At 69.7% G+C, this 13,458-nt stretch carries 13 protein-coding genes and 1 tRNA gene; 7 read left to right on the forward strand and 7 right to left on the reverse strand.

Going from position 1 to position 13,458, the window contains the following annotated elements:
• Window positions 1–272: 272 nt before the first annotated feature.
• Complete coding sequence (locus tag ACWDRB_RS05905) at window positions 273–896, reverse strand: ArsR/SmtB family transcription factor (protein WP_449892001.1); 624 nt, start codon at window positions 894–896, stop codon at window positions 273–275.
• Between the two features lie 67 nt (window positions 897–963).
• Here ACWDRB_RS05905 and ACWDRB_RS05910 point away from each other — a divergent pair, with 67 nt between their 5' ends.
• Both ACWDRB_RS05910 and ACWDRB_RS05915 read left to right on the forward strand, forming a co-directional pair.
• Window positions 964–2,208: an MFS transporter gene (locus ACWDRB_RS05910; protein WP_449892002.1), complete on the forward strand. Its 1,245-nt coding sequence runs from the start codon at window positions 964–966 to the stop codon at window positions 2,206–2,208.
• A gap of 56 nt (window positions 2,209–2,264) precedes the next feature.
• The gene (locus ACWDRB_RS05915; protein WP_350726540.1) at window positions 2,265–3,071 is read left to right on the forward strand and encodes a serine/threonine-protein kinase; all 807 of its coding nucleotides are present in this window, start codon (window positions 2,265–2,267) and stop codon (window positions 3,069–3,071) included.
• Here the strand turns inward: ACWDRB_RS05915 and ACWDRB_RS05920 are convergent, their stop codons facing one another.
• Window positions 3,072–3,953, reverse strand: a complete 882-nt coding sequence (locus ACWDRB_RS05920) for a hypothetical protein (RefSeq protein WP_449892003.1) — start codon at window positions 3,951–3,953, stop codon at window positions 3,072–3,074.
• Window positions 3,954–4,466: 513 nt separating this feature from the next.
• On the opposite strand from ACWDRB_RS05920, the gene ACWDRB_RS05925 reads away from it, so the two are divergent.
• A tRNA-Pro gene (locus ACWDRB_RS05925) sits at window positions 4,467–4,543 on the forward strand.
• Between the two features lie 925 nt (window positions 4,544–5,468).
• Window positions 5,469–5,966, forward strand: a complete 498-nt coding sequence (locus ACWDRB_RS05930; protein ID WP_449892004.1) for a peptidase inhibitor family I36 protein — start codon at window positions 5,469–5,471, stop codon at window positions 5,964–5,966.
• Between the two features lie 361 nt (window positions 5,967–6,327).
• Here ACWDRB_RS05930 and ACWDRB_RS05935 read toward each other — a convergent pair whose 3' ends face one another.
• Both ACWDRB_RS05935 and ACWDRB_RS05940 read right to left on the reverse strand, forming a co-directional pair.
• Entirely contained in the window at window positions 6,328–7,017 is a 690-nt protein-coding gene (locus tag ACWDRB_RS05935; RefSeq protein WP_449892005.1) for a response regulator, read from the reverse strand.
• On the reverse strand, window positions 7,014–8,213 hold the full coding sequence (locus ACWDRB_RS05940; protein ID WP_449892006.1) for a sensor histidine kinase: 1,200 nt from the start codon (window positions 8,211–8,213) through the stop codon (window positions 7,014–7,016). The genes ACWDRB_RS05935 and ACWDRB_RS05940 overlap by 4 nt, the downstream gene beginning before the upstream one ends.
• A gap of 198 nt (window positions 8,214–8,411) precedes the next feature.
• Here ACWDRB_RS05940 and ACWDRB_RS05945 point away from each other — a divergent pair, with 198 nt between their 5' ends.
• Window positions 8,412–9,215 carry a hypothetical protein gene (locus tag ACWDRB_RS05945; protein ID WP_449892007.1) on the forward strand — a complete coding sequence of 268 codons (804 nt, stop codon included), beginning with the start codon at window positions 8,412–8,414 and terminating at the stop codon, window positions 9,213–9,215.
• Window positions 9,216–9,278: 63 nt separating this feature from the next.
• On the opposite strand, the gene ACWDRB_RS05950 is transcribed toward ACWDRB_RS05945, so the two are convergent.
• Window positions 9,279–9,842, reverse strand: coding sequence for a hypothetical protein (locus ACWDRB_RS05950; RefSeq protein WP_449892008.1), 564 nt, complete (start codon window positions 9,840–9,842; stop codon window positions 9,279–9,281).
• 35 nt (window positions 9,843–9,877) lie between these two features.
• Complete coding sequence (locus tag ACWDRB_RS05955) at window positions 9,878–10,729, reverse strand: DUF72 domain-containing protein (protein ID WP_449892009.1); 852 nt, start codon at window positions 10,727–10,729, stop codon at window positions 9,878–9,880.
• 70 nt (window positions 10,730–10,799) lie between these two features.
• Here ACWDRB_RS05955 and ACWDRB_RS05960 point away from each other — a divergent pair, with 70 nt between their 5' ends.
• Window positions 10,800–11,552: an endonuclease/exonuclease/phosphatase family protein gene (locus tag ACWDRB_RS05960; protein ID WP_449892010.1), complete on the forward strand. Its 753-nt coding sequence runs from the start codon at window positions 10,800–10,802 to the stop codon at window positions 11,550–11,552.
• Between the two features lie 237 nt (window positions 11,553–11,789).
• Here ACWDRB_RS05960 and ACWDRB_RS05965 read toward each other — a convergent pair whose 3' ends face one another.
• On the reverse strand, window positions 11,790–11,969 hold the full coding sequence (locus tag ACWDRB_RS05965; protein ID WP_364246855.1) for a hypothetical protein: 180 nt from the start codon (window positions 11,967–11,969) through the stop codon (window positions 11,790–11,792).
• Between the two features lie 356 nt (window positions 11,970–12,325).
• Here ACWDRB_RS05965 and ACWDRB_RS05970 point away from each other — a divergent pair, with 356 nt between their 5' ends.
• The gene (locus tag ACWDRB_RS05970) at window positions 12,326–13,453 is read left to right on the forward strand and encodes an L-talarate/galactarate dehydratase (protein ID WP_355192712.1); all 1,128 of its coding nucleotides are present in this window, start codon (window positions 12,326–12,328) and stop codon (window positions 13,451–13,453) included.
• Window positions 13,454–13,458: the final 5 nt, after the last annotated feature.

Below are 13,458 nucleotides of genomic sequence, written 5' to 3' on the forward strand. Positions count from 1 at the left end.
ATAACCAAGCTCGCGAGGGGGACCGGGCAAGGATCTACTCGCCGCTGGGAGGGCGGAGCACGCACAACTCAGACCGAGTGCGCGTGTTGGGGCGTGGAAACCCGCGAAAGCGGGGCCGGAAGGTGAATCGCCAAGCAACAGCGTCGCGACCATGCGCGTAGCCGCACGGTTGGGACGGCTGGAATCCCCCGGATTCATCCGTGGGGAGCGCTTCAAGAGAGCGTAGAGCGCCACGGCGGTCAGTGTACTGGTCCGCCTCAGGGCCGCCCGGGCTATGGGCGGCCCTGAGGCGTGCCCTCCTCCTGACCGGCTCCCACCGGCAGCACGTCGAAGTGGATGACCACGCGTCCCGTCGACGGATCGCGGGAGTCCGGCGACGCGATCTCCCTGCGGTCCGACAGCGCGCGATACCGCTCCAGCACCTCGAACACCTCGTCCCGCAGCGCCGCGCTCTCCTCCGGCGTGAGCCGCAGCGACCGCCGCCCGTAGCCGCTCGCGCGCACCCACTCCTCGGGCGCCCGCGCCTCCTCCTCGCGCCACCGGGCCAGCTCCGCGCCGCGCTGGCGCACCAGGTCGTCCAGCAGGAACTCCATCGCACTGGCCGTCTCGGGGTCGGAGCCCGGCTCCCCGAAGGAGAACCCGCCGGGCGTGATGCGCCAGTACTTCTCCTTGCCGCGCCCCATCCCCGGCACGACCTCGATCATGCCGTGCCCGGCCAGCTCCCTCAGGTGGTAGCTCGTGGCGCCGGTGTTCTGCCCGAGCAGGGCGGCGAGCTTGGTGGCCGTGGAGGGGCCGTGCTCGTCCAGCAGCTCGTAGATCCGCAGCCGCAGCGGGTGGGCGAACGACTTCAGGGCGTTCGCGTCGAGCGTGCGGGCGGAGAAGCTCTTGCTCTGCATGCTATGCAAGCCTATCTTTGCAAAGAAAACTATGCACACTTTCCCTCACACACTATCGGAGTGAGCCGTGGGGCGTTCGTTCGGATTTCTCTTGTCCTCCACCGCGCTGTCGAACCTGGCCGACGGCGTGCTGAAGGTCGGGGCGCCGCTGCTGGCCGTGTCGATGACCCGTTCGCCCACGCTGGTGTCGCTGGCGGGGGCGGCCGCGACGGTGCCGTGGCTGCTCCTCGCGCTGCACGCCGGGGCCCTCGCCGACCGGCTCGACCGCCGCCGCATCATGGTCGTGGCCAACGTCGCCCGGGCCGCGATCCTCTCCCTCGCCGGGCTGGCGGCCCTGCTCGGCCTGCTCGACCTGTGGGTGCTGCTGGCGGCCGTGCTCCTGGCCGGGGTGGCCGAGGTCTTCGCCGACGTCTCGGCGCAGTCGATCCTGCCCATGACCGTGCCTCAGGGCCACCTGACCAGGGCGAACGGCCGCGTCTCCACCGCCCAGATGATCGGCAACGACTTCGTCGGGGCGCCGCTGGCGGGCCTGCTCGTCGTGACCCTCCCCGCCGTCGTCTTCGGCGCCCCGGCCCTCCTGTACGGCGCCGCGGGCCTGCTGTTGCTGGGCATGCGTGGCACGTACCGGATGGACGCCCCTCGCGCGCAGGGGCGGCGGCCGCTGCGGCGGGACATCGGCGAGGCGCTGCGGTACCTGTGGTCCCACCGGGTGCTGCGGAGCCTGGCCATCACGGCCGGGCTGCTCAACCTCGCCAACGCCGCCTACTTCGCCGTCTTCGTGCTGTGGGCCGTCGGCGACGGGTCGCGGATCGGGCTGGAGCCGGGCGAGTACGGCCTTATGACGACCGCGTTCGCCGTCGGGGCGCTCCCGGGGTCCCTGCTGTCGGGGTGGGTCGCGGGACGCTTCGGGGAGTTCCGCGCGCTCGTGGGGTGCTGGCTGACGACCAGCCTCCTGCTCATCGTGCCGGTGGTCGTGCCCTCCCCGTGGACGCTCTACCCGACGGCGGTGCTGTGGGGCGTGGTGGGCGCGGCGGGCAACGTCCTGGTGATCTCGGCCCGGCAGCGGCTGATCCCGGCCGAATTGCTCGGAAGGGTCAATTCGGCATACCGCCTCGTCGGCATGGGTGGGATGCCGCTCGGGGCGGCTCTGGGAGGCGTCGTGGCCGAGTTTGCGGGGCTTGGTGCCGTCCTCGTGGGCGCCACTGGAGTATGTTTGGGGGGCGTCGGACTGGTGTGGCGCGCGTTGTCTGATCGAATTTCTAGGCCGTTGACCAGCGCACCCGCACTTTCCGACATATCAGGATCACGTTAGGCACCCTACGGCCTGTGCTGAAGTGACATGATTATCCCCGAGCAAGAGGGGATGGTATGCGGGAGATCGGCGGACGGTACCTCCTGAACGAGGAGGCCGGTCGTGGGGGTATGGGTGTCGTCTGGCGTGCGTTCGATCAGCTCCTCCACCGTACGGTGGCGCTGAAGGAGCTGACCTTGGCCGGTGAGGCCGAGATGGTGCGCCGCCGGGTGCTGCGTGAGGCCAGGATGGCTGCCGGGCTGACGCACCCTAACATCGTTACGGTCCACGACCTGATCGAAGAGGGCGGCAAGCTCTGGATCGTGATGGAATACCTGGACGGGCTCTCGTTGCACCAGCTGCTCTCCCAGGTGGGCACCTTACCGGCCCAGTCGGTCGCCGCGATCGGGCAGCATCTGCTCGCCGCGCTACGGACCGCCCACCAGGCCGGAGTGCTGCATCGCGACGTGAAGCCCGCCAATGTGATGCTGACCGGCGACCGGGTGGTGCTGACCGACTTCGGCATAGCGACCGCCGAGGGCGACATCCGGATGACCAGGTCGCGGCGGTTGCGGGGCACTCCGGCGTTCATGGCGCCCGAGCGGCTGCACGGGGGGCCGGCCAGCAAGGAGGCCGACATGTGGTCCTTCGGCGCCACCCTCTACAGCGCCGTCGAGGGCCAGCCACCCTACCCGGGCCAGGACGCGGCCACGGTGCTCGGCATGGCCCGCAGCGGCCCGTACCCACCGCCCCGGCGGGCCGGGGTGATGCGGCCGCTCATCGAGGGCCTGCTCCACCACGACCCGGTACGCCGCTACACGCCGGACCAGACGGCGGGCCTGCTGGCCGGCATGCGCGCCAGCTCGTTCCAGGCTGCCATCTGATCAGATTCCCCTGCCGGGTTGCCTGCCCGGCAGGATCTCCATGCGGATGTCGTCGTTCTGCGGGAGGACGTACGTACGGCCCCCGCCGTCCCGCCAGTCCTTCTCGCTCACCGGCGGCACGAGATAGTAACGGTCGTCACGGACGAGGAGAAGCCGCATTCCCGTGTAGGAGTGCCGGTATTTCCCGGTCTTGTATTTCTGGTGCTCGACGCCTGTGGGGTTGATCGAGAGGTCGTCCTTCGACCAGATCACCACCTGGGTCCGCTCGGGCAGATCGCGCACGGCTTGCTCGGCCGTCCTCGTCCCCCGCCCGTTGGCGTACAGGGACGCGGCCCAGAGCAGTGAGAAGACGGCCATGGCCACGCTGAGGGCGAAGGCGATCCGGCTGGATTTCCGGGCCGGCGACGGCCAGGTCAGCAAGAGCAGACCGAGGGCCGGCAGCGCGAGCAGCTGGTACGTACCCATCTGCCACCATCGGTTGAGCACGGCGACGGCGCAGACGAGCCCGGCGAGCGCGAGCCCGCCTCCCACGACCCTGCGGTCCGCCACGACCGGCACCCGGCTCTTCAGCCGCGCCCCGGCCCCCCGCAGCCACTGCGGCACGAACCGGACCAGCAGGGCCCGGTGGGCGGCGACGGCGAGCGCCAGCGGGATCGCCACCATCCACGGCAGGAAACCGGTGTCGAAGAGGTTGACGCCGTAGATGGCGTACTCGTCGGCGCCGTACCTCAGGTCGGTGGCCCTCAGACTGAAATACTGAAGGTAACCCTCCAGGTAGGCCCATCCCATGTAGATGAGCACCGCCGCGCTGACGGTGATCAGCGCGGTGATCAGCCCGATCGCGTCGAGTGGACGCGACTCGCCCTGCCCGCTTTCCTGCACGGCTACGGAGCCTGCGGAGTGGCGGTGAGAGCCTCCGGCGACGGCTCCGGGGACGCCTCGGGAAGGGGCTGGGCCGTAGTCGTGGGCTGCGGGACCGTGATGGTGGGAGACGGGGTGCCGGGCGGCGCGATCGAGGGGCATGGCAACGGCGCTTCACCACCGCCGGTCGGGCATGGTCTGCGCCTGGACCGCGTCGGTTCGGGGGTGCGCACGCCTTTCTTCACTGACCGCGTCGGAGTCTTCGACTTCGACGCGACCGGCGTCCCCGACGCCGGCGCGTCCACCTGTCCGTCTCCGCACGCGCAGAGCGATCCCAGCAGGAACACGGTGACGATGATCTCGGCCAGCGAGCTCCGCCAGGACATTCCGCCGGGCCCTCCTCGCGTGCGACGCCGTCACGGTGTTCATCACTGCGCGCGATGGAGGCGTTACAGCGTTACTGTCCATGATCTCGCACCTCGGATGTGCGCTAAGGTTGTGACGTTCCGCTCCGCAGGGGGCGGTCGGCGCGACCGGGACGTAGCGCAGCTTGGTAGCGCACTTGACTGGGGGTCAAGGGGTCGCAGGTTCAAATCCTGTCGTCCCGACCATGTTCTCGCTGGTCGATGAGGGTGTCACTCAATAGGGTGGCACCCTTTCGCATGGGTGGGTGACTAACGGGGCGAAGAGGGTGTCCATCGCCTAGCTCCTTGCAGGAGGACGGGGCGGATCTGCTTACGGTGGACGGCTTCGGTGACGGCCGTCCCGCTGTGGCCGACGAGCCGGGCGATGTGCCGGGGTGGGAGAGCAGCGAGACGAAGCTGTGGCGCGTCTCGTCTCGTCTCGCGAGAAGTCCAGTGGTAGGCGGGCATCCCCGCGTCCTTGATGATCTCCCGGAAGGCACGTCGGACGTTGTGGACGTCGAGCGGCGTGCCGACGAGCAAGGCGAAGACGAGCCCGTGATCCTGCCACTTCTCGCCCGCCGCCCTTCGCCGCGCCTCCTCCCGCCCGGCCGAATTGAGTATGGGCTACTCAGGCGTGCAGATCGTTGCCGGTCTACCTTCACAGAGCAGGTAACGGAGGGAGTGGCCCGTGGCCACCAACGAGACGTACAGGGCAATCGCTGACGTCACGCGGGTGAAGATGCTCGCAGATACGGAATCACCACTCGTCGAGGTCGAGTTCCTGGGCGGGCTGTCGGAGACGCAGAAAGCGGCGTTCAAGGGTGCGGCCGATCGCTGGGTGCAGATCATCCTGGGAGATCTGCCTGAGATGCGGATGCCCGGCCTCGCAGCGATCGACGACCTCAGGGTCATGGCGGGGGTATTGCCCCGCAGGACCTCGGCTACCAGGTCTCCCTCGAGGCCGCCGAGACGTTCCTGCTGCCCGAAACGCCGCCGAGCACGGCCAAGACGGTCTTCACCTGCGCGGTAGATCACTAGACCACGCATCCGGGACAGGACCCCCGATGCACCAGGTAACACGCCATGCCCTAACCGGGCCACAACCCCCCACCCCCAAACCAGGAGAGTCTGCATGACAGGGAGAGAAAGTAGCAGCTCGCTGATACCCATAGTGGTCGCCGTTATCGGCCTGATCACGGCCCTCGTGACCTCACCGCTGTGGGGCGAACCGGTATGCCGGGCAGTCGGGGTCTGCCAGGACGGCGGTAGCCACTCCGCCTCAGCAGGCAACCCCAAGAGTAGCCACAACTCCTCCAAGCAATCATCCAAGCCGACCAACGGCGCGGCGGGGTGGAGCTGCCCCGGTGGACTGTTCTGCGGATGGGATGACGCTCAAGGTGAGGGCGCCATGATCGTTCAAAAGGAGGCCACCTGCAGCATGTATGACATCGGGAGCGCCGGCTTGGGGGACCGGGTGACCTCGTATCAGAACCGGACTGGCAAGAGCGTCGCACTGTACAACTGGACGGGTGCCGAATGGCAGCTACTCGTGAACGTGCCCGACGGTGCGAAGGGCGACATGCCACAGTCGGCGGACAACATGACTGACGCAGTGAAGATCTGCGCCTGACCAACCAGATCAGAGGGCGGTTCGCGAGTTGATGCCCGTGATGCCGTTGCGTGATCGGACGCGGCGGGGTTCGGGTGTGCTGGGGTGCCCGTCGTCGCAGCTCCTTGCAGGCGTACGGGGCGGATCTGCTCGCGGTGGACGGCTTCGGTGACGGCCGTCCCGCTATGGCCGACGAGGCGGGCGATGTCCTCCAGGGGGACGCCGGAGTCGGAGAGCAGCGAGACAAACCTGTGGCGCGTCTCGCGATGGGTCCAGCGGGAGGCGGGCATCCCTGCGGCCTTGACGATCTTCCGGAAGGCTCGGCGTACGTTGTGGGCCGGCCTGAACCCCGACCCCGCCCCGCAATGACGACGACCAGGTCTCAGATGGTGATGAGCCCGCCTTCGTAGGCGGCGATGACGAGCTGGGCTCGGTCCCTGGCGTGCAGTTTGGCCAGGAGACGGCCGATGTGGGTTTTGACCGTGCCGACGGTGAGGTGGAGGTGCTCCGCGATCTCGGAGTTGGACATGCCCTTGCCGATGAGGGTGAGCACCTCGCGCTCGCGTTGGGTGATGTCCCTGAGGTCTCGCAGGACCGGGGCGGAGTGCGGGCCTCGCAGGAAATCGGCGATGAGCCGGCGGGTCACGGTGGGCGCGAGCAGCGCTTCGCCGGAGGCGACGACCCGGATGGCGGCCAGGAGCTCGATCGCCGTCGCGCTCTTGACGAGGAATCCGCTGGCGCCGGCCCTGAGCGAGGCGTACACGTATTCGTCCAGATCGAACGTGGTGAGGATCAGCACGCGGACGCCGGCGCTGTCCGGGTCGGCGCAGATACGCCGGGTCGCCTCGATGCCGTCCATGTCGGGCATACGCACGTCCATGAGGATGACGTCGGGTCGCCGCCGGCGGGCCAGGAGCACGGCTTCGGCGCCGGTGCCGGTCTCGCCCACGGTGGCCAGCCCCGGTGTGGTGTCGATGAGGAGTTTGAGGCTGTCGCGCACCAGGACCTGGTCCTCGGCCAGCAGGACCCGGACGGGCGGGGGCGGATCGTGTGCGGTGGCGTCGGCGGTCATGTCCTGGTGCCGTTCGGGTCGTAGGGCAGGCGAGCCGTCACGTGAAAGCCTCCTTCGGGCCGGCGCCCCGCGCTGAACGTGCCTCCGTACATCTTGGCCCGTTCGCGCATGCCGATCAGGCCGTGTCCGCCGTGGCCCGCGCGCGGCGGCCGGCCGTGGCGGGGGCCGTCATCGATGACCTCGATCGTGGCCTCCCGCCCGTCGATCTCCACGGTGACGGCGCAGCGGGTGGGCGCCGCGTGGGTGATGACGTTGGTCAGAGCCTGTTGCACGATGCGGTACACCGACATCGCGACCGCGGGAGGCAGCACGGCCTCTTCGCGGACGGTCAGATCCACCTCCACCCCGGCCGAGCGGGCATGGGCGGCCAGCTCGGGCAGGTCCGCCATGCCGGGAACGGGCAGGTGGGTCTGGTGGGGATCGCCGTCGGAGCGCAGGAGGCCGAGCACCCGGTGGATCTCGGCGAGCGTGCTTCGGCTGGTCTGCTCGATGACGTCCAGTGCGGCGCGCACCTCGTGCGGGCGGGCGTCGGCGACATGGTTCGCGACGGTGGCCTTGACGGCGATCACGCTCATGCTGTGGCCGATGACGTCATGCAGTTCGCGGGCGATGCGCCTGCGTTCGTCGGCCACGGCCGCCTCGGCGAGGTGGCGGACGAGGCGGGCGGTCGTGTCCCGCTTCCAGCGGACGGCCGTCCCGATGGCCCATCCGGCCGTCAGCAGCACACAGATCGCGCCGATCTCGACCGGCCAGTACGGCGGCAACTCGCTGGGCGCCGCCGCGGGTGGAAGGCCGGGGAGCACCTGCTCGTAGAAGATCAGGATGGCGGTCACCGAGCCGGCCACGCACACCGACAGGCCGCCCAACGACCACACGACCGAGGCGGTGGAGGCCACCAGGTACAGCACGAGCACGGTCGGCACGAAGGACACCCAGATCGCGCCCGCCGCGACGGCACCGGCCACCGTCGCCAGCACTGCCGCGGCGCACGCGAGCCCCAGCATGGCCCGCGGCCGGCGCCGCCGGAACGCGACCGGAAAACTCATGACCGCCGCTACCGGCCAAGCCGACCAAGCGGGCCACCACGACGACGGGCCCGGCGGATCGACGATGGCATAGCCGACGGTCAGCGCCACGATGACCGCCACCACAGCGTCGGCAACGCCGTGCCCACCGAGCCGCCGAGCCCGAACCATGACCAGAAGTTATCGCCTTTCCCGATCAACCGGCATCTGCCCACGGTCGGACATCCGCATCGGTCTGGGGTCGTAGCACCGGCTCATGTATGCCGGCCAAGATGCCACCCGAGCCAGACGCGCCCGCACACCACAGCCCATCACCATGCTGGTGCACCCGGCATACCGGGCCGAGAGCGACAAATCTGGGAGGAACCGATGAACGTCGATCTTCGGGGGCGAATCACACGATGGCGACAGGCCGCCGCGGACCGGCGCGCCGCCAACGCCGCGGCCAACCTGGACAGGCAACCCCCGTTTCCCGGACGATGGGTGAGCGCCGTCTCGCTGATCGGCGGCCCCGCCCTCATCATGACCGGGACTGTCCTGCGCTCCCAGTTCTACTACTTCGTTCCTTACCAACTGGCCGCCTACGCCCAGCACCCCGCGCTCATCAGGGCCGCCTATACCTGCTTCGCCGCGGGGTTCGTCCTGCTGTGGCCGGCGGTCATGACGCTGGCGCAGAGGATCGCCGCCACCAGCCCGCTGTGGGGCCTGTGGGGCGGCTGCCTGGTGATCGTCGGCCTGTTCACCCGGACCTTCCAGTTCGGCACTGATCACCTGGCCTTCTACCTGACCGACAGCCTCGGCCTGCAAACGATGCTCAAGGGCATCGACGATTATTACCTGGCATGGCGGGACGCGATCTGGAATCCGTTCAGGGCCATATCCGGACCGGCCTTCTTCGGCTGGGTCGTGCTGGCCGTCGGCGCCTACCGCTCCGGCGCCCTGGGGCTGGGCCGCTCGGTCGCGCTCGGCCTGATGTCGGCGCTCGCGCTCGGGACGCTCAAAGGCACCGAACCGCAGTCCTTCATCGCCGTGGGCGGCCTCTGCGTCGCCTTCATTCCCCTGGGCGTATCCGTGCTGCGCAGCGGTCCTCCGCCGACCGGACGCGCCATGTTCTGGATCGTCGTCCTCATCCTCGTGCACATCCTCATGACGGCCTACGGCCCAAGGGGATGAGGACCCCGAACCAGTGGCGAGCCCGGAAACGTGCCTCGCACCCGTAGGCGGTTCCGCGGCCGGTCAGCGTTCTGGTGGACGTCCGCTCACGGCGTGGAGCGCGTCGATGTACCCGCCGCCGACGTCGAACCGCGTGATGTCCGCCGTCCTGGTCGTGGAGCGCGTACGCGCCCAGTCCGCCGCCGGGCCGATCTCCTGGAGACGCAGCCGTTTCCCCCGGTCGATCCCTCGGGCGCGGCCGATGTAGCAGACGTGGGGGTCGACTCTCTCGACGTGCACGGCCATGAGGGGGAACGCCGTGGTCAGCGTTTGGATCAAGCCCTTGGTGTAGTCCAGGTCGGCGCCTGCCGGCAGCCGGGGACGTTCCCCGCGCAGCGCCAGGGCTCGATGGGCCACCATCGCGCCCTTCCAACCGGAACGGGTGGCATGGGCGATGTCGCGCAGTCGCACGGCCGAGTAGCCGTCCAGCCGGTACTCGTCGGAGATGGTGTGCAGAAGCACCCATTTGCGGCCGATGCCCACCACATACGCGTCGAGCCGATCGGCACCGTCGATGTCACGGCTGACTCGCACCGGCTTGCCGGAATCTCTCGCCCTCGTCAGGGCCTCGAGGATCTTCTTCGCCATGAGCAGAGATCGTCCCATTCTGGATGCCTGGACAGCTAGAAGAGGGTCAGCGGGTCCGCGGGCTCGGGCTCGGGGAGCGGGGTCAGGCCGGGGAGGCGGGCGCGTACCGCCTCGTGGAAGTCGCGGGCCAGCTTCGGCGCGTCGGCGTTGTCCGGCGTGTGCACGAAGAACGTGGGGGAGCGGCCCTCCCGCAGCCAGTCCGTGACGACGTCCAGCCACAGCCGCCAGCCCTCGACGGTGCGGGCCTCGGCGTCCCGGCCCAGGTAGCGGACGATCGGGTGGCCGGTGAGGGCGCGCGTGCGGCGGGGCACGCGGGGCTTCTTGGTCCACGCGTCGCGCTCGGCGTCGCTGGTCGGCGGGCTCTGGAAGAGCGTCGTGGTGTCGAACGGGACCCACTCGGCGTCCGCGGCCGCCAGGACGCGCTCCAGGAGCCGTTCGGATCGCTCGTCCTCGAAGAAGGCGCGGTGGCGGACCTCGACGGCGTACCTGTGGGAGCGGGGGAGCCGGTGCAGGAAGGCCGCGAGGGTGCCGAGGTCGGTGGGGGAGAAGGAGCCGGGCAGCTGGATCCAGAGCGCGTGGGCTCGCGGGCCCAGCGGCTCGATCGCGTCCAGGAAGGCGTGGAGGTGCTCGTCGGCGCCGATCAGGCGGTGCTCGTGGGTGATGGGCTTGGGGAGCTTGACGACCATGCGGAAGTCGGGGGCGGTCTGGCCGGCCCACGACTCCACCGTGGCGCGCGTGGGGGTCGCGTAGAAGGTCGTGTTGCCTTCCACCGCGTCGCACCAGGTCGCGTACGAGCGCAGGCGCTCCCTGGGCGGGAGGTGGCCGGGGAGGAATCGACCTTGCCAGCGCGCATGAGTCCACATCGCGCATCCCACGTGAAGCCGCATGCTCTCGACGGTATCGGAGATCCGTTGAGACGCTGTCATGGTCATCGACGGGCGAAAGGAAGGGCAATCCATGCCTCGTGTCCGACTGCTTCTCGTGATCGTCCTCATCGCGCTGAGCGCCGTGGCCGCGCCCGCGGCGGCCGCGCAGGAGTTCCGCGTGCTGCAGCTCAACCTGTGCCACAGCGGCGTCAACACCTCCTGCTTCAACGGCGCCGCCACCCTCCAGGAGGCGAACGCGGTCATCGCCGCCAAGCAGCCCCACGTCGTCTCCCTCAACGAGATCTGCAGGAACGACCTGCCCCAGCTGGCCCCCGCCATGGGCAACGGTTTCTCCACGTTCGCCCCCGCCCGCCGTCCCGATGGCACGCCCGTGCGCTGCACCAACGGGGACGAGTACGGCAACGGCCTGATCTTCCGCTCCCCGGTCACCGGGACCGTCTTCTCCGGCCAGTACGCCACCCAGGACAGCGGCAGCGAGAAGCGCGTCTACGTGTGCGCCGAGTTCGCCGACCTCGTCGGGTGCGGCACCCACCTGTCGACCACCGGGAACGTCGCCATGGCCCAGTGCAAGGCGGCGATCGCCCTGCTGCGCGACCGGGCCGTCGCGGGCCGGCAGACGTTCCTGGCGGGCGACTTCAACCTCAAGTACGCCCCGCTGATCGGGCCTGACGTCCAGGACTGCAACGCGGCGCCGTTCTTCAGGAAGGGGGACGGCAGCGTGCAGCACGTCTTCGCGGCCAACCTGGGCTTCGTGCGGACGGAGGTGACCGGCATGACGTACACGGACCACCCCGCCCTGCTCGTCGTGCTGTCCCGGCCCTGAGACGGATCGAGGCGGACGCACTGCCCGGTGGCCTCGCCGTTGACCGACGCCGAGGACGGGAGGACGCGCCATGTCGGCAGAGCCGGGTGCGGAAGCAGCGCCGCATGGCGCCGGTGTCCTCGTCCCGCACAAGGTGGAGCCCCACCGCGACGCCGCGCTGGAATTCCTCGCCGGTACGTGAAGCCGCCGTCGCCCCGCGAGGACTCGCCGAACGGGGCGACGGCGATTCCGATCGACCTACCCCTCGTCGCCGTCGTCCGGCGGGACGGGCTTGGGAGGGATGGGGATCGGAGGCTGCGCCACCGGGGTGGCAGCCTGGTGGACGGTGGCCGCGCCGGCGGACGGCGTGGCGAGCGAGGCCGAGGTGATGACGGTGGATGCCACCAAGGCAGCGGCGGCGAGGAGGCGTACGAGCATCAGAGATCACTCCGTGACATGTGGGCTGACGGAGGGCTCCCCGGGGAACGCCGGATACGGCGCATGAACCACTTCTCACAGTAGCGGGGGTGACCTGCGGAGTCTCCCGGCGAGAGGCAAAGCCTTTCCAGGCCCGAGCCCTGGATCGGCACAGCGCGTCGAGACCGTCCCGGGTGAGCCGATCGCCGAGCGATCCGCGTGGACCTCGACGTCCATGCCGTCACCAGGCGACCGGCAGCTCGTGCTACGCCGAAGGCCGGCACCTGCGGCCGGCGATGTCCACGCGGAGGTTGTCATACGAGTGATGGCTTCGTATGATGACTGACAACATCGCCGCCTACCCTCTTGGACCGCCCATGGCCGCCGACCGCATCCGCCACGTCTCGCTCTCCTCCGTCACCCTTCCGCTCGACGTCCCCATCAGCGACGCCAAGGTGCTCACCGGGCGGCAGAAGCCGATGACCGAGATCGCCTTCCTGTTCGCCGAGATCACGACCGAGGACGGTCACGAGGGCACCGGGTTCAGCTACTCCAAGAGGGCGGGCGGCCCCGCGCAGTACGCCCACGCCAAGGAGGTCGGGGCCAACCTGATCGGCCAGGACCCCTCCGACATCGGCAAGGTGTACGACACCCTGCTGTGGGCGGGCGCCTCCGTCGGCCGGTCCGGGGTCGCCACGCAGGCGCTGGCCGCGATCGACGTCGCGCTGTGGGACCTGAAGGCGAAGCGGGCGGGGCTGCCGCTGGCCAAGCTGCTGGGGTCCTATCGCGACTCGGTCCGGACGTACAACACCTCGGGCGGCTTCCTGCACGCGCCGATCGAGGAGGTCAAGGCCCGCGCCACCCAGTCGCTCAAGGACGGCATCGGCGGGATCAAGATCAAGGTCGGCCAGCCCGACACCAAGGAGGACCTGCGGCGGCTGGCCGCGGTGCGCGAGCACCTCGGCGACGACGTGCCGCTCATGGTGGACGCCAACCAGCAGTGGGACCGGCCGACGGCGCTGCGGTTCGGGCGGGCGGTGGAGGAGCTCGGGCTGGTCTGGATCGAGGAGCCGCTGGACGCGTACGACGCCGAGGGGCACGCGCAGCTCGCCGCCGCCCTCGACACGCCCATCGCCACCGGCGAGATGCTCTCCAGCGTCGCCGAGCACGTCCGCCTCATCGAGGCCCGCGCCGCCGACATCATCCAGCCCGACGCCCCGCGCGTCGGCGGCATCACGCCCTTCCTGCGCCTGGCCACCCTCGCCGACCACGCGGGGCTGCAGCTGGCGCCGCATTTCGCCATGGAGATCCACCTCCACCTGGCCGCCGCCTACCCGCGCGAGCCCTGGGTCGAGCACTTCGAATGGCTCAACCCGCTGTTCAACGAGCGGCTCGAGACCCGCGACGGCCGCATGATCGTTCCTGACCGGCCGGGGCTCGGGTTCACGCTCAGCGAGCAGTGCCGCAAGTGGACCGTGGACAGCGTCGAGTTCGGGAAGGCCTGAGACCG

Source organism: Nonomuraea sp. NPDC003707, assembly GCF_053587055.1.